Raw genomic sequence first — 25,832 nt, 5'->3', positions numbered from 1 at the left:
AAGCGATGTTTCGTCCCGGTCCATTTCGCGGGTTGTTATTAGTTCGGGTTCGCATGTTTTAAGGGGCGCTTGTTTACGACCTCGCATGCGAGAGGGGCGGCACTATACCTATCAGTGCGGTGCCCGTCTGCACAGTTGTGGTGCGTCCGACGAAACAGCCTCTTTAGTTACCTGGCCTTTCGGTCAGGTTCTTGTGGGGCGAGTCGGCCCATGATGGCTGACGACGCGGGTTACAACGGCAGCGCGGCGTCGTTTATCACGAGTGGTCTCGGTCCTACAGGTTCGGTCATCCTTTCGCTATCAATTAAAAAAAGGGCTTGGGGAAAGTCCCCAAGCCCTCAAAAGGTGAGAGGTGTCTAGTCCCTCGACCTGGTGAGCAATGGTCGCGTCGATCACGCTTTGAGCGGAACCAGACGCGGGGCAATCATGTTTTCGGGGCGCAGGATGTCGTCGAGCATCGCCTCGTCGAGCAGGCCTTCCTCACGCACCAGTTCCAGCACGCCGCGGCCGCTTTCCAGCGCGACGCGGGCAATGCGGGTGGCGTTCTCATAGCCGATGTACGGGTTCAGGGCGGTGACCAGGCCGATCGAGTGCTCGACCAGCTCACGGCAGCGCGCTTCGTTGGCGGTGATGCCCACGATGCAGTGTTCGCGCAGCATGTCCATGGCCCGTTGCAGCAGGCGGATCGAGTCGAAGATCTTGAAGGCGATCAGCGGTTCCATCACGTTCAGTTGCAGTTGGCCACCTTCGGCCGCCATGGTCAGGGCCAGGTCGTTGCCGATAATCTGGAACGCCACTTGGTTGACCGCTTCCGGGATCACCGGGTTGACCTTGCCGGGCATGATCGAGCTGCCTGGCTGGCGGGCCGGCAGGTTGATTTCATTGATGCCTGTACGCGGTCCGCTGGACAGCAGGCGCAGGTCGTTGCAGATCTTCGACAGCTTGACCGCGGTGCGCTTGAGCATGCCGGAGAACAGGACGAAGGCGCCCATGTCGGAGGTGGCTTCGATCAGGTCGGCGGCCGGAACCAGCGGCTGGCCGCTGATGGTCGCCAGGCGCTGTACGGCCAGGGCCTGATAGCGTGGGTCGGCGTTGATGCCGGTGCCGATGGCGGTGCCGCCCAGGTTCACTTCGGTGAGCAGTTCGGGCGCCAGGGTTTTCAGGCGCGCCAGGTCTTCGCCCAGGGTCGTGGCGAAGGCACGGAACTCCTGACCGAGGGTCATCGGCACGGCGTCTTGCAGCTGGGTGCGGCCCATTTTCAGGACGTGGCTGAATTCTTCGCCTTTGGCGGCGAATGCCTGGATCAGGCTTTCGAGGCTGGCCAGCAACGCATCGTGGCCCAACAGCAGACCCAGACGGATCGCGGTCGGGTAGGCGTCGTTGGTGGACTGCGCCATGTTCACGTCGTTGTTGGGGTGCAGGTACTGGTACTCGCCCTTCTGGTGGCCCATGGCCTCCAGCGCGATGTTGGCGATCACCTCGTTGGCGTTCATGTTGGTCGACGTGCCGGCGCCGCCCTGGATCATGTCCACCACGAATTCTTCGTGGAAATCACCGCGGATCAATCGTGCACAGGCTTCGCTGATGGCTGCGTGCTTGGCTTCGCTGAGTTGGCCCAGTTCGCGGTTGGCGTCAGCGGCGGCTTGCTTGACCATGGCCAGACCGACCACCAGTTTCGGGTAATGCGAAATCGGAACGCCCGAGAGACGGAAGTTGTTCACCGCTCGCAGGGTCTGGATGCCGTAGTACGCTTGCGCTGGTACTTCGAGTACGCCAAGCAGGTCTTTTTCTGTGCGGAAAGATGCAGCGGAGGACATGACGGAAATCATCTCGATAAGGACCCGGTCTGAGCCGGAACGCTGGGGATGCTAGGCCTTCGAGAAAATTAGGGCCAATGCTGTTAAACACTGCCCTATGCATATTCGGCATAATGCCGGTGTGACGTCGCGTGGGCGGCGAACGTGTGACCTGTTTTGGTGCGTGGGTCGGGAGGAGTGATGAATCTTGAAAGCAAATGGCTCGAGGACTTCAGTGCCCTGGCCGCTACCCGCAGTTTCTCCCAGGCGGCTGAACGTCGCTTCGTGACGCAACCGGCCTTCAGCCGACGCATCCGCAGCCTCGAGGCGGCGCTGGGGCTGACGTTGGTCAATCGCTCTCGCACACCGGTCGAACTGACGGCGGCGGGGCAGTTATTCCTGGTGACCGCGCGCACGGTGGTGGAGCAACTGGGCGAGGTGCTGCGTCATTTGCATCACCTGGAAGGCGGGCAAGGCGAGGTGATCCAGGTGGCGGCCGCTCACTCCCTGGCGCTGGGCTTCTTTCCACGCTGGATCGCGCAACTGCGCAACGAAGGCATGAACATCGCCACGCGGCTGGTGGCCACCAACGTGGGCGATGCCGTGCATGCCTTGCGCGAAGGGGGCTGCGACCTGATGCTGGCGTTCTACGACCCGGATTCGGCCATGCAGATGGACCCGGAGATCTTTCCGTCGCTGCACCTGGGCCAGACCGAAATGCTGCCGGTGTGTGCCGCTGGCGCCGACGGCAAGCCGATGTTCGACCTCGAAGGCGAGGCCAGCGTGCCGTTGCTGGCCTATAGCGCCGGGGCATTCCTCGGTCGCTCGGTGAACCAGTTGCTGCGCCAGCGTGCGCTGCGTTTCACCACCGTCTATGAGACAGCCATGGCCGACAGCCTCAAGAGCATGGCGCTGGAAGGCCTGGGCATCGCCTGGGTACCGCAATTGAGCGTGCGCGCCGAGCTCGCCCGGGGCGAACTGGTGATCTGTGGCGGTGCGCAATGGCACGTCCCCCTGGAGATCCGCCTGTACCGTTGCGCCCTGGTGCGCAAGGCCAATGTGCGTTTGTTATGGCGCAAGCTCGAGGGCGGAGTAGCGCAGGGCGTCGCCCATTCTTGATAACGACACATAACCCCTGTGGGAGCGAGCTTGCTCGCGATAGCGGTGGGTCAGCCTGCATCGATGTTGCAGGGTTGCCCTGCAACATAGAATCTCCCACATAGGGAATTTTGCGGTGTGCTTTCGCTGACCCGCCGGTCAATAAAACTGCTGTTTAACTGCAAATGACAGATGGTCGCGACGGGGGCTGTTTATCTGCTTCATTGCGGTATACTGCGCGGCCTTCGGCCGGTACAGATCGGCCATTATTCGTACAACAAGCCACGCCGGTTTCCCGCGTGGCTTGTTGTTTTTTGACGCGCCCGCGGGCGCCCAGAGAGAAGAGGCACGACGATGAGTGCACTGGTTGGCGTGATCATGGGCTCCAAGTCCGATTGGTCCACCCTTAGCCACACCGCCGATATGCTGGAAAAGCTCGGCATCCCCTATGAGGTGAAAGTGGTCTCTGCCCACCGCACCCCGGACCTGCTGTTCCAGTACGCCGAAGAAGCCGAGGCCCGTGGCATCGAGGTGATTATCGCCGGTGCCGGTGGCGCGGCTCATCTGCCGGGCATGTGTGCGGCCAAGACCCACCTGCCGGTGCTGGGCGTACCGGTGCAGTCGTCGATGCTCTCGGGTGTCGACTCGTTGTTGTCCATCGTACAGATGCCGGCCGGCATCCCGGTCGCGACCCTGGCCATCGGCAAGGCTGGCGCGATCAACGCGGCCCTGCTGTCGGCGAGCATCCTGGGCGCCAAGCACCCGCAATTCCATACCGTGTTGAAGAAATTCCGCGCTGAGCAGACAGACAGCGTCCTGGACAATCCAGACCCGCGCATTGCCTGAGGTGGTTGACGAATGAAGATCGGTGTAATCGGTGGCGGCCAGTTGGGCCGCATGTTGGCCCTGGCGGGTACGCCCCTGGGGATGAACTTCGCTTTCCTGGACCCGGCGCCGGACGCCTGTGCCGCTGCATTGGGCGAGCACCTGCGGGCCGACTACGGCGACCAGGATCACCTGCGCCAACTGGCCGATGAAGTCGATCTGGTGACCTTCGAATTCGAAAGCGTCCCGGCCGAAACCGTTGCTTTCCTGTCCCAGTTCGTTCCGGTCTACCCGAGCGCCGAAGCCTTGCGAATCGCCCGGGATCGCTGGTTCGAAAAGAACATGTTCAAGGACCTGGGCATCCCGACCCCGGCCTTCGCCGACATCCAGTCCCAGGCCGACCTGGAAGCCGCCGTTGCGTCCATTGGCCTGCCGGCCGTGCTCAAGACCCGTACCCTGGGTTATGACGGCAAGGGCCAGAAAGTCCTGCGCAACCCCGAGGACGTGGCCGGCACGTTCGCCGAGCTGGGCAGCGTGGGCTGCCTGCTGGAAGGCTTCGTGCCGTTCACCGGTGAAGTCTCGCTGATCGCCGTGCGTGCCCGCGACGGTGAAATCCGTTTCTACCCGCTGGTGCACAACACCCACAAGGACGGCATTCTCAAGCTGTCTGTCGCCAGCACCGACCACCCGCTCCAGGCCCTGGCCGAGGATTACTCCAGCCGGGTGCTCAAGCAGCTGGATTACGTGGGCGTGATGGCATTCGAGTTCTTTGAAGTGGACGGCGGCCTCAAGGCCAATGAAATCGCTCCTCGGGTGCATAACTCCGGCCACTGGACCACCGAAGGCGCCGAGTGCAGCCAGTTCGAAAACCACCTGCGGGCGGTAGCCGGGCTGCCGCTGGGCTCGACCGCCAAGGTCGGTGAAAGCGCCATGCTCAACTTCATCGGCAAGGTGCCGGACACCGAGAAGGTCCTGGCCATCGCCGATTGCCATCTGCATCACTACGGCAAGGCGTTCAAGGCCGGGCGCAAGGTCGGCCACGCCAACTTGCGCTGCGCTGATCGGGCCACGCTGGCCCAGCAGATTATCAAGGTTGAGACGCTGATCGCCGAGCAATAATCCGAAACATTATTGGAACCATTCGTCGGCTGGATTCTCTCATGGCAAGGTGCCAAAGCCTGACTAGGCTTTGGCATAGCTCCTACTCAAAAGAGGAAATGCCATGGGAATCATCGGAACCATCTTTATCGGCTTGATCGTTGGCCTGCTGGCGCGCTTCCTGAAACCGGGTGATGACAGCATGGGCTGGATCATGACCATCCTGCTCGGTATTGGCGGTTCGTTGGCAGCCACATATGGCGGCCAGGCCTTGGGCATCTATCAGGCGGGTGAAGCCGCCGGCTTCATCGGTGCCCTGGTGGGCGCGATCGTATTGCTGGTGATCTACGGCCTGATCAAAAGAAACTGACTCAGAATGCTGATGGCTCTCTCTGCGAGGCGCGCAGAGAGAGCTAGAATGCCCGGCGTTTCACTGACCATTTCCATTGCCGAGCCTTTTCATGCGCCGTCTAGTGTTAACCCTTCTTCTATTGGGCAGCGGCCTTGCCCATGCCGCCGAACTGCCGGAAACCGACTGGCTGGAACTGATGCCCAAGTCGGACCAGAAAGCCCTCGAGGCGATGCCCGAAATCGACCACAACTCCCCTGAAGCCAATGGCACCTTCACCCAGAAAGGCGGCCTGAAGCAGAGCAAAGGCTTGCCTGCGGTGATGTATTCGACCAAGACCGTGGCGTCGATGAACGACAAACACATTCGCATCGGCGGTTATCCGGTGCCGTTGGAAACCGATGCCAAGGGCCATAGCACGCTGTTCTTCCTGGTGCCTTACCCCGGTGCCTGCATCCATGTCCCGCCACCGCCACCCAACCAGTTGGTGCTGGTGCGTTATCCCAAGGGGCTGAAGCTGGACGACATCTACACGCCGTTGTGGGTGACCGGCATGCTGAAGATCGAAAAGGTCGACAACGACCTGGCGAGCGCGGCGTATGCGCTGGATGCGGAGAAGGTGAGGGTGGTGCAGGAGGCGGATTTGTAGCGGCCCGCTTGGCCGGACATAAATCCCCTGTGGGAGCGGGCTTGCTCGCGAAGGCGGCGTGTCAGTCTACATTCTTTCAACTGAGCCACCGCCTTCGCGAGCAAGCCCGCTCCCACAGGTTTTTTGTAGTGTCGGTTAGAGCGGCTTGCTACCGATACTCACGCCCAAGGTATGACTGGCTTGCGGTAGCAGCGTCACCACGTCATCCATCACATTCGCCGTCTCGATGCACAGCATGCGTTGCCAGCCGTCGTCGGCCATGTCGCTGAAGGCCTTGGCCCGTTCGGTCCAGGGGTTCCAGATGACGGCCGAACGTGAGCCGCTGCTGGTCAGTTCGATCCGTCGCGACCAATGCGGGTCGACGATGCTCAGTGTCGGCGGAGTGCCGAGGTAGATGCGGTCGGTCTCGCCGGTAAAGTGCAGGTCGCCGGCCTGGATGACGGTTTTCCAGTCGTCCAGGGTTTCGATATAGCTCAAGCCGTCTACGCCTTCGACGTGTACGTTGTGCACGTCGCTGACCGCGAAATAGCTGTGCAGCGCCTGGCTGAGGCTGACGGTTTCGCTGCCACGGTTATGGCTGGTGAGGCTGATATGCAGTTGCTCGTCCATCACGATGGTCAGCGTCAGGTCCACCTGATGAGGCCAGCCGGCCAGGCCGTTTACGGGGTAGGGCAGCACGAATTCCACCTTCAGGCGTTCGCCCTCGGCTTCTATGCCCTGCAATTGCCAATCCATCGCGCGCACCAGGCCGTGGGCCGTGGCCGGTTCGTTACTCACGCGCATGGCCTGGACGCTGTCGGGGTTGCGGGTCAGGTTGCCGAACCAGGGCCAGCACACCGGCACGCCGGCGCGGATGCTCTTGCCGGCTTTGAAGGTCGCCTGGTCATTGAGCCAGATCAGCGGAGGCTGGCCGTCCACTTGATAGCTGAGGATATGCGCGCCTTGCTGGGCCACCAGCAACTCGGCCTGGCCATGGCGAATGCGCCATCCATTGAGTTCATCCAGTTTGACGGCTTCGACATTGGGCGTAGGCATGCTGCAAATCTCGCTCGGGAACAAGGAACTGCAATGGACCGCAAAACGGCCGCCATGTTTAACGTGCGCGGGGTGGAACCGAACGGGTGCGGCCACTGCCATCGATGGCGACGAACACGAACACCGCTTCGGTCACCTTGCGCCACTCGCTGGACAGCGGATCGTCGCTCCAGACCTCGACCATCATCTGGATCGAGCTGCGGCCGATTTCCAGCGTCTGGGTGTAGAAGGACAGCTGTGCACCCACCGCCACCGGCACCAGGAACGCCATGCGATCGATCGCCACGGTCGCCACGCGCCCGCCGGCCACTCGACTGGCCATGGCCGTGCCGGCCAGGTCCATCTGGGACACCAGCCAGCCGCCGAAAATATCGCCGAAACCGTTGGTGTCGCGAGGAAGGGCGGTGATTTGCAGCGCCAGGTCGCCTTGCGGGATTGGATCTTCTTGTTCGAGCTCTATCATGCCGGGGGTGCCTCTGACCCGTAACTCTGTCGTGTACTTCAGGTGAATAGCCGTCTTTGTAAAAAACGATTCAGCCCGAACCTGCGTTCGTCACGTTTTTCGTAAAGGCGTGCCAAAGGGATACTCTGCGAAACCGGCTGGTTCTTCATGACGCCCCCAACGACGTTTTCGCACAGCAACCCCTTACAGAGTGTCGCAAGCCTGGGAGTATATCGGGCGATAGGCGTCGAGACGACCACCCGGTTCCGATTTCGACTATCAATAATGCACCTCTATGTGCTTTTTCGAACAATTTGCTATCGTGCCGAACCGCTCCAACCCGTATTGACGGGTTGCAGAACCGACTATAAGAGAAGCCCCCGCCATGACCACTGCGCCTTCGAGCACGGCAACCCCCGCGCAACCCGCCCGTCCGCTTACACGCAACGACTACAAGACCCTCTCGCTTTCCGCCCTGGGCGGTGCGCTGGAGTTCTACGATTTCATCATTTTCGTGTTTTTTGCCACCGTGGTCGGCAAATTGTTCTTTCCCGCCGAAATGCCCGAGTGGCTGCGCCTGATGCAAACGTTCGGCATTTTCGCCGCCGGTTACCTGGCGAGGCCGCTGGGCGGAATCATCATGGCGCACTTCGGCGACCTGCTGGGGCGCAAGAAGATGTTCACGCTGAGCATCTTCATGATGGCCGTGCCCACCCTGATCATGGGTCTGTTGCCCACTTATGCGCAGATCGGCATGTGGGCACCGATCCTGCTGCTGTTGATGCGGGTGATCCAGGGGGCTGCCATCGGCGGTGAAGTGCCGGGTGCCTGGGTATTCGTTTCCGAACACGTTCCGGCACGCCATATCGGCTATGCCTGCGGTACCCTCACTTCCGGCCTGACGGCGGGGATCCTGCTGGGGTCGCTGGTGGCCACCGCCATCAACAGCCTTTATACGCCCGTGGAAGTGGCGGAGTACGCTTGGCGCATTCCGTTCCTGTTGGGCGGCGTGTTCGGCCTCTTCTCGGTGTACCTGCGCCAGTGGCTGCACGAAACCCCGGTGTTCGCCGAACTGCAACTGCGCAAGGCCCTGGCTGAAGAAGTGCCGTTGCGCGCCGTGCTGCGCGATCACCGGGGGGCCATCATTATTTCAATGCTGCTGACCTGGTTGTTGTCCGCCGCCATCGTGGTGTTGATCCTGATGACCCCCACCGTTCTGCAGACGGTTTATCACTTCGCACCGACCACGGCGTTGCAATCCAACAGCGTGGCGATTGTGCTGCTGAGCGTAGGCTGCATCCTGGCCGGCGCCCTGGCGGATCGTTTCGGCGCGGGCCGCGTCTTCGTGTTCGGTAGCGCCGCGCTGCTGGCCAGCTCCTGGACCTTCTACCACAGTCTGGCCGACCATCCCGACTGGCTCTTCCCCCTGTATGCCCTGACCGGTCTGTTGGTGGGTACCATCGGCGCGGTTCCGTATGTCATGGTCAAGGCCTTCCCGCCGGTCGTGCGATTCAGCGGCCTGTCGTTCTCCTACAACGTCGCCTACGCGATCTTTGGCGGCCTGACGCCGATGATTGTCAGCCTGCTGCTCAAGGAAAGCTCGATGGGGCCGGCGTATTACGTGGCGGCGCTGTGCGGGATGGGGATAGTGGTGGGCGCTTATCTCTGGAAGAAGGGGCGCTAGAGCCGGGTCTTCATCGGCTTCACCGGCCTCATCGCGAGCAGGCTCGCTCCCACACTGGTTCTGTGCGCACCGCCAAACCCTGTGGGAGCGCGCCTGCTCGCGATTGGGGGGCACCGCGAATCAGCCTGCAAAACTCAATACTGGCCTTTCATCCAATTGTCATATTTCAGCCATAGAGTGTTCACACGGCTTGCTGATACTTGGCCGACTTAACACACCCTATCTGCTAGGAGTAAGGCATGAAACTGAAGCGTTTGATGGCGGCAATGACGTTTGTCGCTGCTGGCGTTGCGACTGCCAACGCGGTTGCCGCTGTTGACCCTGCGATCCCGAGCTACACCAAGACCACTGGTGTGTCGGGCAACCTCTCCAGCGTCGGCTCCGATACCCTGGCCAACCTGATGACCTTGTGGGCCGAGAACTACAAGAAAGAATACCCGAACGTAAACATCCAGATCCAAGCCGCCGGTTCCTCCACCGCGCCGCCCGCACTCACCGAAGGCACCGCCAACCTGGGCCCGATGAGCCGCAAGATGAAGGACAACGAACTGCAGGCCTTCGAGCAGAAATACGGCTACAAGCCTACCGCTATTCCGGTGGCCGTGGACGCCCTGGCGGTATTCGTGCACAAGGACAACCCGATCAAGCATCTGACCATGGCTCAGGTCGATGCCATCTTCTCGTCCACCCGCCTGTGCGGTGCCAAGGCTGACGTCAAGACCTGGGGCGACCTGGGTGTGACCGGTGACCTGGCCAACAAGCCGGTCCAGTTGTTCGGTCGTAACTCGGTATCCGGCACCTATGGCTACTTCAAGGAAGAAGCCCTGTGCAAAGGCGACTACAAGCCAAACGTCAACGAACAACCTGGTTCGGCTTCGGTTGTGCAATCGATCAGCAGCTCGCTTAACGGCATCGGCTATTCGGGCATTGGCTACAAGACCGCCAGCGTGAAAACCGTTGCCCTGGCCAAGAAAGAAGGTGGCGAGTTCATCGAGGACACCGAAGAAAACGCCCTGAACGGCAAATACCCGCTGTCGCGTTTCCTCTACGTCTACGTCAACAAGGCACCGAACAAGCCTCTGGCTCCGCTGGAAGCCGAGTTCGTGAAGCTGATCCTGTCCAAGCAAGGCCAGGAAGTCGTGGTCAAGGACGGCTACATCCCGGTACCTGCCAAGGTTGCCGCCAAGGCACTGGCTGACCTGGGTCTGTCGGAAGGCGGCAACGTCGCCAAGAAGTAATCTCTGAGTCCGGGCCAGTGCCCGGATTGCTGTGGGGGCAGGGTTGGCCCCCACAGTCCAAATTCCTCTCCGCTGCCGGTACCCACGGGCGGCGGATTTGTTGCGTCACTGCATTGTCATCTTTCTGTCATACAGGATCGCTAGGGTGTGCGCATGAATGATCTGGCCAATTCCACCATGACTACGACTTCCCCTCCCAAGCGCATTGATTTCAATACGCCTGAGCTTCAACGCAAGCGCCATCTCCGTGCGCTCAAGGATCGCCTGACCCGCTGGTACGTTTTGGTCGGTGGTCTGGCCGTTCTGGCGGCCATTACGTTGATTTTCTTCTTCCTTGGCTACGTGGTGATGCCCCTGTTCCAGGGCGCGGAGCTGACTTCCAAGGATTCGATCACCCCGGCCTGGATGCAAGACGCCGGCAAGCCGTTGATGATCTCCATCGAAGAGCAGAACCAGGTCGCCATGCGGGTATCCGACAAGGGCCAGGCACTGTTCTACAACATCGACGGCGGTGCGGAACTGCGCCGTGTCGACCTGCCGCTTCCGGCCGGTGCCAGCGTGACGTCCATTGGTGAAGACCAGCCCGGCAGCCCGCTAGTGGCGATCGGCCTGTCCAATGGTCAGGCCCTGGTGTTCCGTCATACCTATAAGGTCAGCTACCCGGACGGCAAGAAAACCATCACCCCGGCCGTTGAGTACCCCTATGGCGAAACGCCGATCGCGTTGAATGAGCAGGGTGCGCCCCTGGAGCATGTCAGCCTCAACGCCACCGATTCGACGCTGCTGATCGCCGGTTCCAGCGGCGCACAGCTGCATGTGTTGTCGGTCACCAGTGAAGAAAACATGATGACCGGTGAAGTCACCAGCGAGCAGACCCGCATCGAGCTGCCGCAGATGACCGAACCGGTGAAAAACATCTTCGTCGACCCGCGCCAGCAGTGGCTGTACGTGGTCAACGGCCGGGCCCAGGCCGACGTGTTCAGCCTGCGGGACAAGAGTCTCAACGGTCGTTACAAACTGCTGGAAAACGCCGATGCCCAGATCACCGCTGCCACCCAATTGGTGGGCGGGATCTCGCTGATCATGGGTGACTCCAAGGGTGGGCTGTCCCAGTGGTTCATGGCCCGCGATGCGGATGGCGAGCAGCGCCTGAAGCAGATCCGCTCCTTCCAGATGGGCAACACACCCATCGTCGAAATCACTGCCGAGGAACGCCGCAAGGGCTTCGTCGCTCTCGACGCGGCTGGCAAGCTCGGTGTGTTCCACAGCACTGCCCACCGCACCTTGCTGGTGGATCAGGTGGTGGACGGACAAGGCGTGTTCGGCATGTCACCACGGGCCAACCGGCTGATCGTGGAGCAGGGCGGCAAGCTGCAACCGTTGACGCTGGACAACCCGCACCCGGAAGTGTCCTGGAGCGCGCTGTGGAGCAAGGTCTGGTACGAGAACTACGACGAGCCTAAGTACGTTTGGCAATCGACCGCCGCCAACACCGACTTCGAGCCCAAGCTGAGCCTTTCGCCGCTGACCTTCGGTACGCTCAAGGCCGCGTTCTACGCAATGCTGCTGGCCGCGCCGCTGGCCGTTGCCGCCGCGATCTACACCGCTTACTTCATGGCCCCGGGTATGCGCCGCAAGGTCAAACCGGTGATCGAGTTGATGGAAGCGATGCCAACGGTGATTCTCGGCTTCTTCGCCGGCCTGTTCCTGGCGCCGTACGTCGAAGGGCATCTGCCGGGTATCTTCAGTCTGTTGATGTTGCTGCCCATCGGCATCCTGGTGGCCGGCTTCACCTTCAGCCGCCTGCCCGAGTCGATTCGCCTGAAAGTGCCGGACGGCTGGGAAAGCGCGCTGCTGATCCCGGTGATCATCTTCGTGGGCTGGCTCTCGCTGTACATGAGTCCGTACATGGAAGCCTGGTTCTTCGGCGGCGACATGCGCATGTGGATCTCCCATGACCTGGGCATCACCTACGACCAGCGCAACGCCCTCGTGGTCGGCCTGGCGATGGGCTTTGCAGTCATCCCGAACATCTACTCCATCGCCGAAGACGCCGTGTTCAGTGTCCCCCGTGGCCTGACCCTGGGCTCCCTGGCCCTGGGTGCCACCCCGTGGCAGACCATGACCCGCGTGGTGATCCTCACCGCCAGCCCGGGCATTTTCTCGGCGCTGATGATCGGCATGGGCCGTGCGGTGGGCGAGACCATGATCGTGCTGATGGCCACCGGCAACACGCCGGTCATGGAAATGAACCTGTTCGAAGGCCTGCGCACCCTGGCGGCCAACGTGGCGGTGGAGATGCCGGAATCGGAAGTCGGCGGCAGCCATTACCGCGTGCTGTTCCTGTCGGCGCTGGTGCTGCTGTTGTTCACCTTCATCATGAACACCCTCGCCGAGCTGATCCGTCAGCGTCTGCGCAAGAAATATTCGTCGCTTTAAGAAAGGTAGAAGTCTGTGAAACAGCACTCCCTGAAAGGATGGTTCAAGAGCGGCGCCCCCGGCGTCTGGATCAGCGGTGGCGCGGTGTCCATCGCGGTCATCATGACCATTGGCCTGCTGGCGGTGATTGCCGTGCGCGGCCTGGGTCATTTCTGGCCGGCGGACCTTATCCACGCCAACTACAACGTTCCGGGCATGCCCGCGCACCTGGTGGTCGGCGAAGTGGTGCAGAAAGAAGAAGTGCCCCGCGAGCGCCTGAAAAGCGCTGGCTTGCCGGTGCCTGATGAGGGCCCCGAGTTCATGACCCGTGAGCTGATCAAGGTTGGCAACCGGGACCTGAACGGCACTGACTTCACCTGGATCGTCGGCGACTGGCTGACCAACCAGACCACACCACCGGAGCTGATGGCGCTTGAGCGCCGTGAATGGGGTAACTTCTATGGTTACCTGGTCAACGTCAAGGAACAAGGCAAGGTCGTGGCCGAAGGCGAGGCCGCCTGGCCGCAGTTGCAGGCGCGCATTGCGCGGGTCAATCAGCTCGCCGCCGAGCTCAAGACCCTGGAAAAAAGCGACATCGGCGCGATCAACGCCGGTTTGGAGCGCATCCGTCTGCATGGTCGCAAGCTGGAACTGGACGGCAAGCTCGACGCCGCCGCCCAGGCCGACCTCGCCAGTGAACGCGCCGAGCTCGACGCGCGGTACAAGGAAATCGAAACGCGCCTGGCCGACCTGCACGCGCAGTTCAACCGCGACAGCCTGACTGCCCGCGATGCCAACGGCAAGGAAGTGGAGATCGAAATCGGCAAGGTGGTGCATGCTTTCCAGCCGAACGCCATGGGTACCTTTACTAAGCTGGGTTTCTATTTCAGCAAGGTCTGGGAATTCCTCAGCGACGACCCGCGTGAAGCCAACACCGAAGGCGGGATCTTCCCGGCGATCTTCGGTACGGTGATGATGACCCTGATCATGGCGATGATCGTGACCCCGTTCGGCGTGCTGGCGGCGGTTTACCTTCGCGAATACGCCCGCCAGGGCCCGATGACCCGCCTGATCCGCATCGCGGTGAACAACCTGGCCGGTGTACCGGCCATTGTCTACGGCGTGTTCGGCCTGGGCTTCTTCGTCTATGTGCTGGGTGGCTCGGTCGACCGTCTGTTCTTCCCGGAAGCCCTGCCGGCGCCGACCTTCGGCACCCCAGGCCTGCTCTGGGCGTCCCTGACCTTGGCGTTGCTGGCAGTGCCGGTGGTGATCGTCGCCACCGAAGAAGGCCTGGCGCGGATCCCACGGACCGTGCGCGAAGGCTCCCTGGCCCTCGGTGCGACCAAGGCCGAAACCCTGTGGAAGATCGTGCTGCCGATGGCGAGCCCGGCGATGATGACGGGCATGATCCTCGCCGTCGCCCGCGCCGCCGGTGAAGTGGCACCGTTGATGTTGGTGGGTGTGGTGAAACTGGCGCCGTCGCTGCCGCTGGATGGCAACTACCCCTACATTCACCTGGATCAGAAGATCATGCACCTGGGCTTCCACATCTATGACGTGGGCTTCCAGAGCCCGAACGTCGAAGCGGCGCGGCCACTGGTCTACGCCACAGCCCTGCTGTTGGTGCTGGTGATTGCCATATTGAACTTGTCGGCAGTGTGGATCCGTAACCATCTGCGGGAAAAATACAAAGCACTCGATAGCTGATTTCACTGATTTTCTGTGGGAGCGAGCCTGCTCGCGATGGCATCACCTCGGTGCACAGCCAAACCGAGTCGCCTGGATCGCGAGCAGGCTCGCTCCCACACAACCGAACCGAATTTGTTAGCACAGGGAGCCTCCCATGCAACACGAAGCACATACACACGGTATCAACATGTCGGCCCTGGGCCGCGACAAGCAGAGCCTGAACCTGGCAGACGAAACCGTTGCCATCGAAGTACCCGGCCTGAATCTGTTCTATGGTCAAAAGCAGGCGCTGTACGACGTCAGCCTGAACATCCCGAAACAACGCGTGACCGCGTTCATCGGCCCGTCGGGCTGCGGCAAGTCCACCTTGCTGCGCACCTTCAACCGCATGAACGACCTGGTGGACGGTTGCCGCGTCGAAGGCGAGATCAACCTCTACGGCAACAATATCTATCGCAAGGGTGAGGACGTGGCCGAGCTGCGCCGTCGCGTGGGCATGGTGTTCCAGAAGCCCAACCCGTTCCCGAAAACCATCTACGAGAACGTGGTCTACGGCTTGCGCATCCAGGGCATCAACAAGAAGCGCATTCTCGACGAGGCCGTGGAGTGGGCCCTCAAGGGCGCGGCATTGTGGGATGAGGTCAAGGATCGCCTGCATGACTCGGCCCTGGGCCTGTCCGGTGGTCAGCAGCAGCGCCTGGTGATCGCCCGTACCATCGCCGTGGAACCGGAAGTCCTGTTGCTCGACGAACCTTGCTCGGCCCTGGACCCGATCTCGACGCTGAAGGTCGAAGAGCTGATCTACGAGCTCAAGTCCAAGTTCACCATCGTCATCGTGACCCACAACATGCAGCAGGCGGCACGGGTTTCCGACTACACCGCGTTCATGTACATGGGCAAACTGGTGGAATTCGGCGACACCGATACGCTGTTCACCAATCCAGCCAAGAAGCAGACCGAAGACTACATCACCGGTCGTTATGGCTAGTCGAGGCCGCTGCAAGCCGCAGCCTCAAGCGGCAGATGCGATACAGAATCAACATTTAACTGCTTGAAGCTTGCAGCTTGAAGCTTGCAACTTTCGCGGAGCGAACAAGATGATTTCGAAGGAAGGCCTTACTCACCACATTTCCGCCCAGTTCAACGCCGAGCTGGAAGAAGTGCGTAGCCATCTGCTGGCCATGGGCGGGCTGGTGGAAAAGCAGGTCAACGACGCGGTGACAGCGCTGATCGAGGCCGATTCCGGTCTGGCCCAGCAGGTTCGCGAGATCGACGACCAGATCAATCAGATGGAGCGCAACATCGATGAAGAATGCTTGCGCATTCTGGCCCGTCGGCAACCAGCGGCTTCCGACCTGCGCCTGATCATCAGCATCTCCAAATCGGTGATCGATCTTGAGCGGATCGGCGACGAAGCCACCAAGATCGCTCGTCGCGCCATCCAATTGTGCGAAGAAGGCGAAGCGCCGCGCGGTTACGTCGAGGTTCGTCACATCGGTGACCAGGTGCGTAACATGGTACGTGACGCCCTGGACGCCTTCGCCCGCTTCGATGCCGACCTGGCCTTGTCGGTAGCGCAGTACGACAAGATCATCGACCGTGAATACAAGACAGCGCTTCGTGAGCTGGCGACCTACATGATGGAAGACCCGCGTTCGATCTCTCGGGTGCTCAGCATCATCTGGGTGCTGCGTTCCCTGGAGCGTATTGGCGATCATGCGCGCAACATCTCCGAACTTGTGATCTATCTCGTGCGTGGCACCGATGTGCGGCACATGGGGCTCAAACGAATGAAGGAAGAAGTTGAGGGCACCCCGTCCGAAACCGCTAATGTTCCGGGTGAATCTGACGATAAGTAAGATTGCCCAAGAAAAGCGCCCGGCCTTCTGGTCGGGCTTTTTTTTGCAGGCCTTTTTAATCGAAAGCAGCACCCCGCGAACGAAAAGTCCCGGCGTGACTGACGGTTTTTGGCAATATGCCATCAGTAAAAGCGGTATGCTTGCCGGGATTTTTTAGAGGTGTATCTGGATGAGTAAGGTCAGTGTGTTGGTCGTGGACGATGCTTCGTTCATTCGTGACCTGGTGAAGAAGTGCCTGCGCAACTACTTCCCGGGCGTGCGTATCGAAGACGCGGTGAACGGCAAGAAAGCCCAGGCACTGCTGGCTCGCGAGGCATTCGACCTGGTGCTGTGCGATTGGGAGATGCCGGAAATGTCCGGCCTGGAACTGCTGACCTGGTGCCGTCAGCAGGACAACCTCAAGGGCATGCCGTTCGTGATGGTCACCAGCCGTGGCGACAAGGAGAACGTGGTCCAGGCGATCCAGGCCGGCGTTTCCGGCTACGTCAGCAAGCCCTTCACCAACGAACAACTGCTGACCAAGGTCAAGCAGGCCCTGCACAAGGTCGGCAAGCTCGACACCCTGATGAACAGCGCCCCGACCAAGATGAATTCGGCGTTTGCCAATGACTCCCTCAGTGCTCTGACGGGTGGCAAGGCCGCTCCGGTGGCCGCCGCCGCGCCTGTACCAGCCGCCGCCAGACCAGCCGCCGCAGCCCCTACCGCTGCTGCGGCCGCTCCAGCCCCAGCGGCCGCCCCGGCCCGTGGCTTGCTCAACAGCCCGCCTGTCAAGGCGCCCGCCGCCTCCGCACCGGCCGGCAACCGTGGCCAGGGCCAGTTGCGCCTGTCCAGCGGCACCCAGCAATGCGTGATCAAGGCCCTGAGCCTCAAGGAAGCGCTGCTGGTGGTCAAACGCACCGACACCCTGCCGCAGGTGCTTGAAAGCTCCGTGCTGGACATGGAGCAGGGCGACAACGCCGAAACCGCACGCCTCAACGGCTACTTGCACGCCATCGTCGCCCACGAGCAGACGCCGGACAGTGAATGGCTGCAACTGACCTTCCGTTTCGTCGACAAAGACCCGCAGAAACTCGACTACATCTCCCGCCTGATCGCCCGCGGCACGGCGCAGAAGCACTTCGTACCGGGCGCTTGATTCAGCGGCGCTCTTGAGTCCGTCTTCGCGAGCAAGCCCGCTCCCACATTCGATCTTCCAAACACTTGAGATCCTGTGTGAGAGCGGGCTTGCTCGCGAAGAGGCCAGCGAATTCAGCGCCAATACCTTGCCGATTTGAAACATCCGTCGAATACGCTGGTCCATCCCAGCTGCTAGTCTGCTGTGCAGGCCTTCATTTTTCGACAGAATCCTTACCTCATGCTCGTGCCCTTGTTGTTCGCCTGTGGTCTTGTCCTGGCCTCCACCTCGGCCGCGGGCATGACAATCTACAAGTCCACCGATGCCAATGGCGTCGTTTCCTATAGCGATCGTCCCAGCAAGGGGGCCCAGGTCTTCGTGTTCCGTGATCGCATGGTCGAGCACCTGGAGCGTCAGGTGTTTCTCGATATCAAGAAGCAGAAAGGCGCCGATGCGGTGTTCGTGCGCAACGATTTGTACGCGCCGGTGGAGATCGAGTTGAGTTTCACCGGGTTGAGCAATGTGAGCGGGGCGCCGAGCCGGCCGATTCGGCGGGTCCTGCCGGCGCGCAGCAACCTGCGCCTGGCGCTGCTCACGGCCTCGCAGCCCGGAAAGCCGCTGGTATACACCCCCAGGTTCGAGTATTCCCTGGGCGACCCCGCCGGTACGGCGCAAGCCTACCGCTATCCGTTACCGTGGCGTGGCGGGCCGTTTCGCCTGAGCCAGGGCGCCAATGGTCAGTACAGCCATTACGGCCCGAAAAGCCGCTACGCGATGGACATCGCCATGCCCGAAGGCACGCCGATCATCGCGGCGCGGGGCGGTGTGGTGATCAAGACGGAAAACCAGCAGACCGGCCGAGGCGACGACCCCTCGGGCAACTTCGTGCGGATACTGCACGACGACGGGACCATGGGCGTGTACCTGCACCTGCAGAAAGGCTCGGTGAGCGTACGGGAAGGCCAACGGGTGGTGGTGGGCACGCCGCTGGCGTTGTCGGGCAACACCGGCAACAGCACCGGCCCACACCTGCACTTCGTGGTGCAGCGCAATACCGGGTTGGGGCTGGTGTCGATTCCCTACCAGTTCGACCAGCCGGTAGGGGAGTTGCCCAACTTTGCGGTGGGCAAGCAGTGACGGGGCGTTCGGGCGACGTCATCGCGAGCAGGCTCGCTCTCACAGTTGATCTTCCGTGGACATCAGATTCGTGTTCACCGCAGGCCCCTGTGGGAGCGAGCCTGCTCGCGATGGGACCGACGCCAATCCTGAGTCAACGACTCAATCGACCATCAACACCTTCGCCAGAATGATCTTCGGTCCTTTCATCTTTTTGATGATGATCCGCAGGCCTTCGACCTCCAGCACTTCTTCCTCTTCCGGCACCCGATTAAGGGTTTCGTAGACCAATCCCGCCAATGTTTCGGCCTCGATGTGGTCCAGGTCGATCCCCAACAGGCGCTCGACCTTGAACAGCGGCGTGTCCCCGCGTACCAGCAACTTGCCCGGCTGATAGGCCAGGATGCCGCGCTCGGCCTTGCGGTGCTCGTCCTGGATATCGCCCACCAGCACTTCCAGCACGTCTTCCATGGTCAGGTAGCCGATGATGTTACCGTCGGCCTCTTCCACCACGGCGAAGTGCGAACCACCCTTGCGGAACTGCTCCAGCAGATGCGACAGCGGCATGTGTCGCGACACGCGCTCCAGGGGCCGGGTCAGCTCGGCCAGGTTGAACGACTCGGGAATGTGGTCCAGGGCCGCCAGTTCCAGCAGCAGGTCCTTGATGTGCAGCAGGCCTACGAATTCCTGGCGCTCGCTGTCGTACACCGGGTAGCGGCTGAATTTGTGACGGCGGAACATCGCCAGGATTTCCTTGAGGGGCGCGTTGAATTCCAGCGTCACCAGGTCTTCCCGGGAATTGGCCCAATCCACCACTTCCAGCTCGCCCATTTCCACGGCCGAGGCCAGCACGCGCATGCCTTGGTCGCTCGGATCCTGGCCCCGGCTGGAGTGCAGGATCAGTTTCAATTCTTCACGGCTGTAATGGTGCTCGTGATGAGGGCCCGGCTCGCCCTGGCCGGCGATACGCAGGATGGCGTTGGCGCTGGCATTGAGCAGGTAGATCGCCGGGTACATCAGCCAGTAGAACAGGTACAGCGGCACCGCCGTCCACAGCGACAACAGCTCGGGTTTGCGGATGGCCCAGGATTTGGGCGCCAGCTCACCGACCACGATGTGCAGGTAGGAAATGATGAAGAACGCGGTGAAGAACGAAACGGCCCTGATCACTTCCGGCGACTGGACGCCGACCGCGCCCAGCAGCGGTTCGAGAAGGTGGGCGAACGCGGGTTCACCCACCCAGCCCAGGCCCAGGGAGGCGAGGGTGATGCCCAATTGGCAAGCAGACAGGTAAGCGTCGAGCTGACTGTGAACCGTGCGCAGGATATGCCCGCGCCAGCCGTTCTGATCGGCGATGGCTTCGACCCGGGTCGAACGCAGCTTGACCATGGCGAACTCCGCCGCAACGAAAAAGCCGTTGAGCAGGACCAGGACAAAAGCAAAAAGGATCATGCCGAATTCGGCGAAGAGTGTGACGAGGGACAAGCCAGGGGAAGGGTCCATGATGGGGTTTTGCGGGTTCCATGTGTGCTTAAGGGGTGAAAACAGAGTGCCTGGAAAAGCAGGCGCGAGTCAGCCAATGTAGCGGCTGACTCGGCGATTGCCTAGGGGGGCGGCTCAATCGGCGGGGTTGGCGAGCCGCGCACGCACCACCTGCGCCGGTGCGAAATGGCAGGTGAACGTACTGCCATGGCCGGGCACGCTGCTGATTTCCATGCGTGCGCGATGACGCAACAGCACGTGTTTGACGATGGCCAGGCCCAGTCCCGTGCCGCCGGTATTGGAGTTGCGGCTGGAGTCGACGCGGTAGAAGCGTTCGGTCAGGCGCGGCAGGTGTTTGCTGTCGATGCCGATGCCCGAATCCTGCACGCTCAGGTGCGCGCCCTGCGCGTCGCCCCACCAGCGGATGTGGATCCGGCCTTGCTCCGGCGTGTATTTCACCGCGTTGAACACCAGGTTGGAAAACGCGCTGCGCAGTTCTGCTTCGCTGCCCTTGAGCTGGACTGTCGGGTCGGCTTCCAGGGTGATGGTCTGTTGCTTGGGACCGGACAACTCCCGGGCATCTTCGCTGATGATTTGCAGCAGATCGTCAATGGCCACTGGCTGATTGTCCGACGGGTAATCGGTCGCCTCCAGCTTCGCCAGCAACAGCAAGTCATTGAGCAGTGTCTGCATGCGTCCGCCTTGCTGCTGCATCTGTTGCAGGGCGCGGCTCCAGCGCGGGTTCACTTCCTCGACGTTGTCGAGCAGGGTTTCCAGGTAACCGCAGATCACCGTCAACGGGGTGCGCAGTTCGTGGGACACGTTGGCAATGAAGTCCTTGCGCATCTGTTCCAGCTGATGGATGCGCGTCACGTCCCGCACCAGCATCAGGTGCTCGTTGTTGCCGTAGCGGGTGATGTACAGCTGGATGCGCAGCCGGTCGTTGGTGGGCGAGGGGATTTCCAGCGGCTCGGCATAATTGGCCTGCTCGAAGTATTCCTTGAAGCGTGGGTGGCGTACCAGGTTGGTCACTGGCTGTCCGCTGTCCTGAGGGGTTTTGAGGCCCAGCAGGGTTTCGGCAGCGCGGTTCCACCACTCCAGGTTGCCCTCGCTGTCGAGCATGATCACCGCGTCTTTCAGCGCCGCGGTGGACTCCTGGACCCGGTCGATCACCGCTTGCAAGCGGCCGCGAACGCGTTGGTCGCGTCGTTGCAAGTGATAAATGCTGTCGAAGACCTCGCCCCACAAGCCATAGCCGTCGGGTGGGGCTTCGTCGGGTTGGTGCAGGCGCAGCCATTCATGCAGGCGCAACAATTGTTTCAGGGTCCAGGCCAGGTAAAGCCCCAGGCCCGCAGCCAGGCTCCAGCCGTAATAACCGCTGATCAGGCCGATCACCAGACAGCCGGTCACCAGCAACAACATGTGGCGAATCAGGGTGCCATGCCAGTTTTGATTCAATTGAAGGTGCGTCCTTGTCAGCTTGTCGGGCGGTAAGGGCTCGGATCAGGCCTTCGTCGAAAAACGATAACCGGTGCCACGCACGGTTTGTACCAGATTCTCGTAGGCGTCGCCGAGGGCCTTGCGCAGACGGCGGATGTGCACATCCACGGTCCGCTCCTCGACATAGACGTTGCCGCCCCAGACTTGATCCAGCAATTGTCCGCGAGTGTAGGCGCGCTCCTGGTGGGTCATGAAGAACTGCAACAGGCGGTATTCGGTAGGGCCCATCTCGGCGGGCTTGCCGTCGATGGTCACCCGATGGCTGATCGGGTCGAGCAGCAGGCCGCCGACTTCGATCGGCGCTTCGCCATCGGTGGGACCAGCGCGACGCAGTACGGCCTTCAGGCGTGCCACCAGCTCCCGTGGGGAGAAAGGTTTGGTGATGTAGTCGTCGGCGCCGACTTCCAGACCCTGGATCTTGTTGTCCTCTTCGCCCTTGGCGGTGAGCATGATGATCGGAATGTCACCCGTCAGCTCGTCGCGCTTGAGGCGTCGCGCCAGCTCGATGCCGGACGTGCCGGGCAGCATCCAGTCCAGCAGGATCAGGTCGGGCTTGCGGTCGATGATGATCGCGTGAGCCTGTTGAGAGTTTTCTGCTTCCATGCAGTCATAGCCGGCCATCTCCAACGCAACGGCGATCATCTCGCGGATGGGCGCCTCGTCGTCGACGATCAGAATGCTCCTGCCAACCATGGGGTAATCCTCTTGTCATTTAACTGTCTTGCGCCGCATTAGATAACGGAATTATTGCAGTCGTGTGACAGATATTCCGCCTTCCGGCAGCGAAACGGATCCTGGACTAAGCTTTTCAGTCCGAATCCTGACAACCACAAAAGAAGGTTTCCATGACTTACTTCACCCAAACCACCAAGGCGCTGGCGCTCATGGCTGCCCTGGCGTTGCCGGCGATGGCGTATGCGGCTGAGCCGGCGATGGTCGATCAAAAGCATCATGTGCTGACGGACCACGGGGGCATGGCGCTTTATACGTTTGATAAAGACTCGGGCGGCAAATCGATGTGCAACGACCAATGCGCCAAGAATTGGCCGCCGCTGATGGCTGACAATGGCGCCGAGCCCGTGGGCGAGTGGACGTTGATCACCCGCGAAGATGGCAAGCAACAATGGGCCTACGAAGGCAAGCCGATCTACACCTACGCCATGGACAAGAAGGGAGAGAAGCCGACCGGTGACGGTAAAGGCGGCGTTTGGCACGTCGTCAAGGCTGACTGACGGGAAGACGCTTCTGTGGCGAGGGAGCAAGTCTCTCGCCACAAAGGTTTTCATGAGCCCCATATTCACCGCTGGATCAGCGCAACGCATAATCCAGCACAATCCCCACGAAAATCGCCAGCCCGGCCCAGTGGTTGTGCAAAAACGCCTTGAAGCAGCGCATCCGGTCCTTGCCACGGGTGTACCAGAACTCCCAGGCAAAACACGCGGCGGCGGCCACCAGCCCCAGGTGGAACCAGCCGCCCAGCTGGAATTTCGCTCCGGCCAACAGCAGGCAGCCCAGTGCCAGGCCCTGCAACGTCAGGATGATCACCCGGTCGGCATCGCCGAACAGGATCGCCGTGGATTTCACGCCGATCCGCAAGTCGTCGTCGCGGTCGGTCATCGCGTAGTAAGTGTCGTAACCCACCGTCCAGAGCAGGTTGGCGATGTACAGCAGCCAGGCGGCCGCCGGCAGGTGGCCGGTTTCGGCGGTGAACGCCATCGGCATGCCCCAGGAGAACGCCGCGCCCAGCACCACTTGTGGGTAATAGGTATAGCGCTTCATGAACGGATAAGTGCAGGCCAGTGCCAGCCCACCGAGGGACAGCAGGATGGTCGGCGCATTGGTGCACAGCACCAGCAGGAAACTCACGGCCATCAGGACGGCGAAAAACACCAGCGCTTCTTTCGAGCTGATCTTGCCGCTCACCAGTGGGCGTTGTTCGGTGCGCTTGACGTGGCCGTCCACCTTGCGGTCGGCCCAATCGTTAATGACACAACCGCCCGCCCGGGTCAGCACCACACCGAGGACGAAGATCACGATGTTGGCAAGGGAGGGCGATCCCTCACCGGCAATCCACAGCGCCCACAGGGTCGGCCACAGCAGCAGATAAATACCGATGGGCTTGTCCATGCGGGTCAGTTGCAGGAAGTCCCAGGCCCGTGGGTTCAGGCGATTCAGGGATTTGAGCAGTTGCAGGTACATCAGCAAGTCTCCGAATAGGCGCGGGCGACACTCCACAGGCGCGGCAGAAAGATTTCCGCCACCAGCACGCTCAACGTGCCGCGGTCGAAGCGTGAACGCCGGCCCCACAGCTCAGGGGCGCGTATTTCCACCGGCAGCCACGGCTCGGGGTAATGGCAGACCTCGATGTCGCCGCGCTGGAACGCCTGGTCGCAAAACAGCAGCTCTCCCAGGGAGCGGCTGCCCAATTCGTCCAGCTGCAAGCCGTCACCCTGCAACGCGCTGCGCGCCGCCACACTGCGGGCGAACACCCAGGGCTCGCCATGACCGCGCAGGTACACTTCGCGCACCCAGCCTTCGCTGCCTTCCGGCAGGTCCAGTGCGACACATTCGTCGGCGCGCAACGGCTGCCAGCCTTCGAAGACCGGCGTTATGCTGAAGCGCTCATCGGACAAACGCATGAGGCGCCGGGTCAGGGAGCCTTCGTCGAACAGCCAGTCGAGCACGCAGGCATCGGGGCGGGGCGACAGCAAGTGCCGGGGCCGCCATTGAAGTGTAGGAAATATCGAATTTGTATGCGGCACGGGGGTCTGGATTGGCAGCAAAGGAGGCCGCGAGCTTACCATGTCGACCGGCGGTTTTGCCTGGCCCGGCCCACGTCGCGCCGATCATGCTTGCATCTGTCGCGATCGATCAGTACAAAACGCCCTGAGCCGGAAGGGCAGCTGCAAAATGACCCAAGCATGCCGGCAAATGCCTGACACCTGAGGAAGTACCTGAATGAAGAAGTGGCAATGTATCGTCTGCGGCCTGATCTACAACGAAGCCGAGGGTTGGCCGGATGATGGCATCGCCCCTGGTACGCGCTGGGAAGACGTGCCGGCAGACTGGCTTTGCCCGGACTGCGGTGTGGGCAAAATGGATTTTGAAATGATCGAAATCAACTGATCATTTCTTGAAAAGGAGAGCAACATGAGCGCACCTGTCGTCATCGTCGGTACCGGCCTGGCCGGCTACAACCTCGCCAGGGAGTTTCGCAAGCTCGACAGCGACACCCCGTTGCTGCTGATTACCGCCGACGATGGTCGCTCTTATTCCAAGCCGATGCTCTCCACGGGCTTTGGTAAAAACAAGGACGCCGATGGCCTGAGCATGGCCGAGCCGGGGGCCATGGCCGAGCAACTGAAGGCCGAGGTACGGACCCACACCCGCATCAGCGGCATCGACCCGGGTCACAAGCGCTTGTGGATCGGTGAGGAAGCGGTGAACTACCGCGACCTGATCCTGGCCTGGGGTGCCGAAACCGTGCGCGTGCCAGTGCAGGGTGATGCCGCTGACCTGATCTTTCCCATCAATGACCTGGAAGACTATGCGCGCTTTCGAGCGGCGGCCGTCGGCAAGCGCCGTGTCCTGCTGCTCGGTGCCGGCCTGATCGGTTGCGAATTCGCCAACGATCTGATCCTCGGTGGCTACGAAGTGCACCTGGTGGCGCCGTGCGAGCAAGTCATGCCGACGCTGCTGCACCCGGCCGCTGCCACGGCAGTGCAGGCCGGCCTGGAAAGCCTCGGGGCGCGCTTCCACCTGGGGCCGGTGCTCAACCGCCTGCAACGGGTGGCCGACGGGCTGGAGGCGCACCTGTCCGATGGGCAAGTGATTGCCTGCGACCTGGTGGTTTCGGCCATCGGCTTGCGTCCGCGCATCGATCTGGCGGCCGCGGCAGGTCTGGTGGTCAATCGCGGTGTGGTGGTTGACCGTCACCTGAAGACTTCCCATGCCAATATCTATGCCTTGGGCGATTGCGCCGAGGTCGATGGCTTGAACCTGTTGTACGTCATGCCGTTGATGAGCTGCGCTCGTGCCCTGGCCCAGACCCTGGCCGGCAACCCGACCGCCGTCAGCTATGGCCCGATGCCGATCACCGTCAAGACGCCCGTGTGTCCATTGGTGGTCTCGCCTCCACCACGGGGGCGCGAAGGTGAGTGGCGTGTAGAAGGGCAGGGCAGCGACATCAAGGCGTTGTGTCGCGATGCCCAAGGTAACCTGCTGGGCTATGCCCTGACCGGTGCGGCGGTGATGGAGAAACTGGCGCTGAACAAGGAACTTCCGCCCTTGTTGGCGTAAATACTGGTCGTTCTGTCGCAAAAACCCTACTTTTGGTCTCGCAAAGGTCGCTCGGGTACTGGCGTCGTCCTCGGCCCCGTGCCATCCTCACTCCGGTCTGCCGCAGAGTAGAGCCTGCGGTGCCTTAGGGGCTGTTCCCAT

Annotated in this window: 24 protein-coding genes; 16 read left to right on the top strand and 8 right to left on the bottom strand. The window is 61.5% G+C overall.

The features are described 5' to 3' along the window. Window positions 1–392 precede the first annotated feature (392 nt). A complete protein-coding gene (gene aspA / locus AD666_RS06460) occupies window positions 393–1,817 on the bottom strand; it encodes an aspartate ammonia-lyase (RefSeq protein ID WP_053148924.1) in 1,425 nt (474 codons plus the stop codon). A gap of 180 nt (window positions 1,818–1,997) precedes the next feature. Between aspA and AD666_RS06455 the strand changes: the two genes are divergently transcribed. The 5 genes from AD666_RS06455 to AD666_RS06435 all read left to right on the top strand — a co-directional run bounded on the left by AD666_RS06455 (window position 1,998) and on the right by AD666_RS06435 (window position 5,815). Further along, window positions 1,998–2,915: a LysR substrate-binding domain-containing protein gene (locus AD666_RS06455; protein ID WP_053148921.1), complete on the top strand. Its 918-nt coding sequence runs from the start codon at window positions 1,998–2,000 to the stop codon at window positions 2,913–2,915. Between the two features lie 333 nt (window positions 2,916–3,248). Continuing rightward, window positions 3,249–3,740 carry a 5-(carboxyamino)imidazole ribonucleotide mutase gene (purE, locus tag AD666_RS06450; RefSeq protein ID WP_003196369.1) on the top strand — a complete coding sequence of 164 codons (492 nt, stop codon included), beginning with the start codon at window positions 3,249–3,251 and terminating at the stop codon, window positions 3,738–3,740. 12 nt (window positions 3,741–3,752) lie between these two features. After that, the gene (locus tag AD666_RS06445) at window positions 3,753–4,838 is read left to right on the top strand and encodes a 5-(carboxyamino)imidazole ribonucleotide synthase (RefSeq protein WP_053148918.1); all 1,086 of its coding nucleotides are present in this window, start codon (window positions 3,753–3,755) and stop codon (window positions 4,836–4,838) included. A 103-nt stretch (window positions 4,839–4,941) separates the two neighbouring features. Continuing rightward, the gene (locus tag AD666_RS06440; RefSeq protein ID WP_053148915.1) at window positions 4,942–5,187 is read left to right on the top strand and encodes a GlsB/YeaQ/YmgE family stress response membrane protein; all 246 of its coding nucleotides are present in this window, start codon (window positions 4,942–4,944) and stop codon (window positions 5,185–5,187) included. A 91-nt stretch (window positions 5,188–5,278) separates the two neighbouring features. Next, window positions 5,279–5,815: a DUF3299 domain-containing protein gene (locus AD666_RS06435; protein WP_053148912.1), complete on the top strand. Its 537-nt coding sequence runs from the start codon at window positions 5,279–5,281 to the stop codon at window positions 5,813–5,815. A gap of 135 nt (window positions 5,816–5,950) precedes the next feature. On the opposite strand, the gene AD666_RS06430 is transcribed toward AD666_RS06435, so the two are convergent. Then, complete coding sequence (locus tag AD666_RS06430) at window positions 5,951–6,850, bottom strand: D-hexose-6-phosphate mutarotase (protein WP_053148909.1); 900 nt, start codon at window positions 6,848–6,850, stop codon at window positions 5,951–5,953. Between the two features lie 58 nt (window positions 6,851–6,908). After that, window positions 6,909–7,313 carry an acyl-CoA thioesterase gene (locus AD666_RS06425; protein ID WP_024777863.1) on the bottom strand — a complete coding sequence of 135 codons (405 nt, stop codon included), beginning with the start codon at window positions 7,311–7,313 and terminating at the stop codon, window positions 6,909–6,911. Between the two features lie 364 nt (window positions 7,314–7,677). Here AD666_RS06425 and AD666_RS06420 point away from each other — a divergent pair, with 364 nt between their 5' ends. From AD666_RS06420 to AD666_RS06385, 8 genes are all read left to right on the top strand, one after another. Next, entirely contained in the window at window positions 7,678–8,976 is a 1,299-nt protein-coding gene (locus AD666_RS06420) for an MFS transporter (protein ID WP_053148907.1), read from the top strand. A gap of 239 nt (window positions 8,977–9,215) precedes the next feature. Further along, window positions 9,216–10,214: a phosphate ABC transporter substrate-binding protein PstS gene (locus tag AD666_RS06415; protein WP_053148904.1), complete on the top strand. Its 999-nt coding sequence runs from the start codon at window positions 9,216–9,218 to the stop codon at window positions 10,212–10,214. A 405-nt stretch (window positions 10,215–10,619) separates the two neighbouring features. Continuing rightward, window positions 10,620–12,653 carry an ABC transporter permease subunit gene (locus tag AD666_RS06410; RefSeq protein WP_172679603.1) on the top strand — a complete coding sequence of 678 codons (2,034 nt, stop codon included), beginning with the start codon at window positions 10,620–10,622 and terminating at the stop codon, window positions 12,651–12,653. 15 nt (window positions 12,654–12,668) lie between these two features. Further along, window positions 12,669–14,339, top strand: a complete 1,671-nt coding sequence (gene pstA / locus AD666_RS06405) for a phosphate ABC transporter permease PstA (RefSeq protein ID WP_053148897.1) — start codon at window positions 12,669–12,671, stop codon at window positions 14,337–14,339. A 136-nt stretch (window positions 14,340–14,475) separates the two neighbouring features. Then, window positions 14,476–15,309 carry a phosphate ABC transporter ATP-binding protein PstB gene (pstB, locus tag AD666_RS06400; RefSeq protein WP_053148894.1) on the top strand — a complete coding sequence of 278 codons (834 nt, stop codon included), beginning with the start codon at window positions 14,476–14,478 and terminating at the stop codon, window positions 15,307–15,309. Window positions 15,310–15,418: 109 nt separating this feature from the next. Then, window positions 15,419–16,180, top strand: a complete 762-nt coding sequence (gene phoU / locus AD666_RS06395) for a phosphate signaling complex protein PhoU (protein WP_053148890.1) — start codon at window positions 15,419–15,421, stop codon at window positions 16,178–16,180. A 169-nt stretch (window positions 16,181–16,349) separates the two neighbouring features. After that, window positions 16,350–17,315 (top strand): response regulator, encoded by a 966-nt coding sequence (locus AD666_RS06390; RefSeq protein ID WP_053148887.1) that lies wholly within the window; start codon window positions 16,350–16,352, stop codon window positions 17,313–17,315. 219 nt (window positions 17,316–17,534) lie between these two features. Continuing rightward, window positions 17,535–18,431, top strand: a complete 897-nt coding sequence (locus tag AD666_RS06385) for a M23 family metallopeptidase (RefSeq protein WP_053148884.1) — start codon at window positions 17,535–17,537, stop codon at window positions 18,429–18,431. Window positions 18,432–18,572: 141 nt separating this feature from the next. Here AD666_RS06385 and AD666_RS06380 read toward each other — a convergent pair whose 3' ends face one another. The 3 genes from AD666_RS06380 to phoB all read right to left on the bottom strand — a co-directional run bounded on the left by AD666_RS06380 (window position 18,573) and on the right by phoB (window position 22,085). Then, a complete protein-coding gene (locus AD666_RS06380; protein WP_053148882.1) occupies window positions 18,573–19,913 on the bottom strand; it encodes a hemolysin family protein in 1,341 nt (446 codons plus the stop codon). A gap of 114 nt (window positions 19,914–20,027) precedes the next feature. Beyond that, window positions 20,028–21,314, bottom strand: coding sequence for a phosphate regulon sensor histidine kinase PhoR (gene phoR / locus AD666_RS06375; RefSeq protein WP_256222515.1), 1,287 nt, complete (start codon window positions 21,312–21,314; stop codon window positions 20,028–20,030). Between the two features lie 81 nt (window positions 21,315–21,395). Then, a complete protein-coding gene (gene phoB / locus AD666_RS06370; RefSeq protein WP_053148877.1) occupies window positions 21,396–22,085 on the bottom strand; it encodes a phosphate regulon transcriptional regulator PhoB in 690 nt (229 codons plus the stop codon). A gap of 152 nt (window positions 22,086–22,237) precedes the next feature. On the opposite strand from phoB, the gene AD666_RS06365 reads away from it, so the two are divergent. Beyond that, window positions 22,238–22,624: a hypothetical protein gene (locus AD666_RS06365; RefSeq protein ID WP_053148874.1), complete on the top strand. Its 387-nt coding sequence runs from the start codon at window positions 22,238–22,240 to the stop codon at window positions 22,622–22,624. Window positions 22,625–22,700: 76 nt separating this feature from the next. Here the strand turns inward: AD666_RS06365 and ubiA are convergent, their stop codons facing one another. Both ubiA and AD666_RS06355 read right to left on the bottom strand, forming a co-directional pair. Continuing rightward, a complete protein-coding gene (ubiA, locus tag AD666_RS06360) occupies window positions 22,701–23,591 on the bottom strand; it encodes a 4-hydroxybenzoate octaprenyltransferase (protein WP_053148871.1) in 891 nt (296 codons plus the stop codon). Next, complete coding sequence (locus AD666_RS06355; protein WP_053149697.1) at window positions 23,591–24,154, bottom strand: chorismate lyase; 564 nt, start codon at window positions 24,152–24,154, stop codon at window positions 23,591–23,593. The genes ubiA and AD666_RS06355 overlap by 1 nt, the downstream gene beginning before the upstream one ends. A gap of 196 nt (window positions 24,155–24,350) precedes the next feature. Between AD666_RS06355 and AD666_RS06350 the strand changes: the two genes are divergently transcribed. Continuing rightward, window positions 24,351–24,518, top strand: a complete 168-nt coding sequence (locus AD666_RS06350) for a rubredoxin (RefSeq protein ID WP_053148867.1) — start codon at window positions 24,351–24,353, stop codon at window positions 24,516–24,518. Between the two features lie 24 nt (window positions 24,519–24,542). Further along, complete coding sequence (locus AD666_RS06345; RefSeq protein WP_053148864.1) at window positions 24,543–25,691, top strand: NAD(P)/FAD-dependent oxidoreductase; 1,149 nt, start codon at window positions 24,543–24,545, stop codon at window positions 25,689–25,691. The last annotated feature ends 141 nt before the right edge of the window (window positions 25,692–25,832 follow it).

The sequence above is a fragment of the Pseudomonas sp. Pf153 genome, from assembly GCF_001269775.1.
Lineage (GTDB): Bacteria > Pseudomonadota > Gammaproteobacteria > Pseudomonadales > Pseudomonadaceae > Aquipseudomonas > Aquipseudomonas uvaldensis.
The sequence above is the reverse complement of the archived record's forward strand: the minus strand, read 5'-3'. Positions and strand labels throughout refer to the sequence as shown.

What these genes read in the sequence shown, in the direction of transcription:
- aspA (WP_053148924.1), bottom strand. Translation starts at nt 1,817, where the DNA reads ATGTCCTCCGCTGCATCTTTCCGCACAGAAAAAGACCTGCTTGGCGTA.
- AD666_RS06455 (WP_053148921.1), top strand. Translation starts at nt 1,998, where the DNA reads ATGAATCTTGAAAGCAAATGGCTCGAGGACTTCAGTGCCCTGGCCGCT.
- purE (WP_003196369.1), top strand. Translation starts at nt 3,249, where the DNA reads ATGAGTGCACTGGTTGGCGTGATCATGGGCTCCAAGTCCGATTGGTCC.
- AD666_RS06445 (WP_053148918.1), top strand. Translation starts at nt 3,753, where the DNA reads ATGAAGATCGGTGTAATCGGTGGCGGCCAGTTGGGCCGCATGTTGGCC.
- AD666_RS06440 (WP_053148915.1), top strand. Translation starts at nt 4,942, where the DNA reads ATGGGAATCATCGGAACCATCTTTATCGGCTTGATCGTTGGCCTGCTG.
- AD666_RS06435 (WP_053148912.1), top strand. Translation starts at nt 5,279, where the DNA reads ATGCGCCGTCTAGTGTTAACCCTTCTTCTATTGGGCAGCGGCCTTGCC.
- AD666_RS06430 (WP_053148909.1), bottom strand. Translation starts at nt 6,850, where the DNA reads ATGCCTACGCCCAATGTCGAAGCCGTCAAACTGGATGAACTCAATGGA.
- AD666_RS06425 (WP_024777863.1), bottom strand. Translation starts at nt 7,313, where the DNA reads ATGATAGAGCTCGAACAAGAAGATCCAATCCCGCAAGGCGACCTGGCG.
- AD666_RS06420 (WP_053148907.1), top strand. Translation starts at nt 7,678, where the DNA reads ATGACCACTGCGCCTTCGAGCACGGCAACCCCCGCGCAACCCGCCCGT.
- AD666_RS06415 (WP_053148904.1), top strand. Translation starts at nt 9,216, where the DNA reads ATGAAACTGAAGCGTTTGATGGCGGCAATGACGTTTGTCGCTGCTGGC.
- AD666_RS06410 (WP_172679603.1), top strand. Translation starts at nt 10,620, where the DNA reads ATGCAAGACGCCGGCAAGCCGTTGATGATCTCCATCGAAGAGCAGAAC.
- pstB (WP_053148894.1), top strand. Translation starts at nt 14,476, where the DNA reads ATGCAACACGAAGCACATACACACGGTATCAACATGTCGGCCCTGGGC.
- phoU (WP_053148890.1), top strand. Translation starts at nt 15,419, where the DNA reads ATGATTTCGAAGGAAGGCCTTACTCACCACATTTCCGCCCAGTTCAAC.
- AD666_RS06390 (WP_053148887.1), top strand. Translation starts at nt 16,350, where the DNA reads ATGAGTAAGGTCAGTGTGTTGGTCGTGGACGATGCTTCGTTCATTCGT.
- AD666_RS06385 (WP_053148884.1), top strand. Translation starts at nt 17,535, where the DNA reads ATGCTCGTGCCCTTGTTGTTCGCCTGTGGTCTTGTCCTGGCCTCCACC.
- AD666_RS06380 (WP_053148882.1), bottom strand. Translation starts at nt 19,913, where the DNA reads ATGGACCCTTCCCCTGGCTTGTCCCTCGTCACACTCTTCGCCGAATTC.
- phoR (WP_256222515.1), bottom strand. Translation starts at nt 21,314, where the DNA reads ATGTTGTTGCTGGTGACCGGCTGTCTGGTGATCGGCCTGATCAGCGGT.
- phoB (WP_053148877.1), bottom strand. Translation starts at nt 22,085, where the DNA reads ATGGTTGGCAGGAGCATTCTGATCGTCGACGACGAGGCGCCCATCCGC.
- AD666_RS06365 (WP_053148874.1), top strand. Translation starts at nt 22,238, where the DNA reads ATGACTTACTTCACCCAAACCACCAAGGCGCTGGCGCTCATGGCTGCC.
- ubiA (WP_053148871.1), bottom strand. Translation starts at nt 23,591, where the DNA reads ATGTACCTGCAACTGCTCAAATCCCTGAATCGCCTGAACCCACGGGCC.
- AD666_RS06350 (WP_053148867.1), top strand. Translation starts at nt 24,351, where the DNA reads ATGAAGAAGTGGCAATGTATCGTCTGCGGCCTGATCTACAACGAAGCC.
- AD666_RS06345 (WP_053148864.1), top strand. Translation starts at nt 24,543, where the DNA reads ATGAGCGCACCTGTCGTCATCGTCGGTACCGGCCTGGCCGGCTACAAC.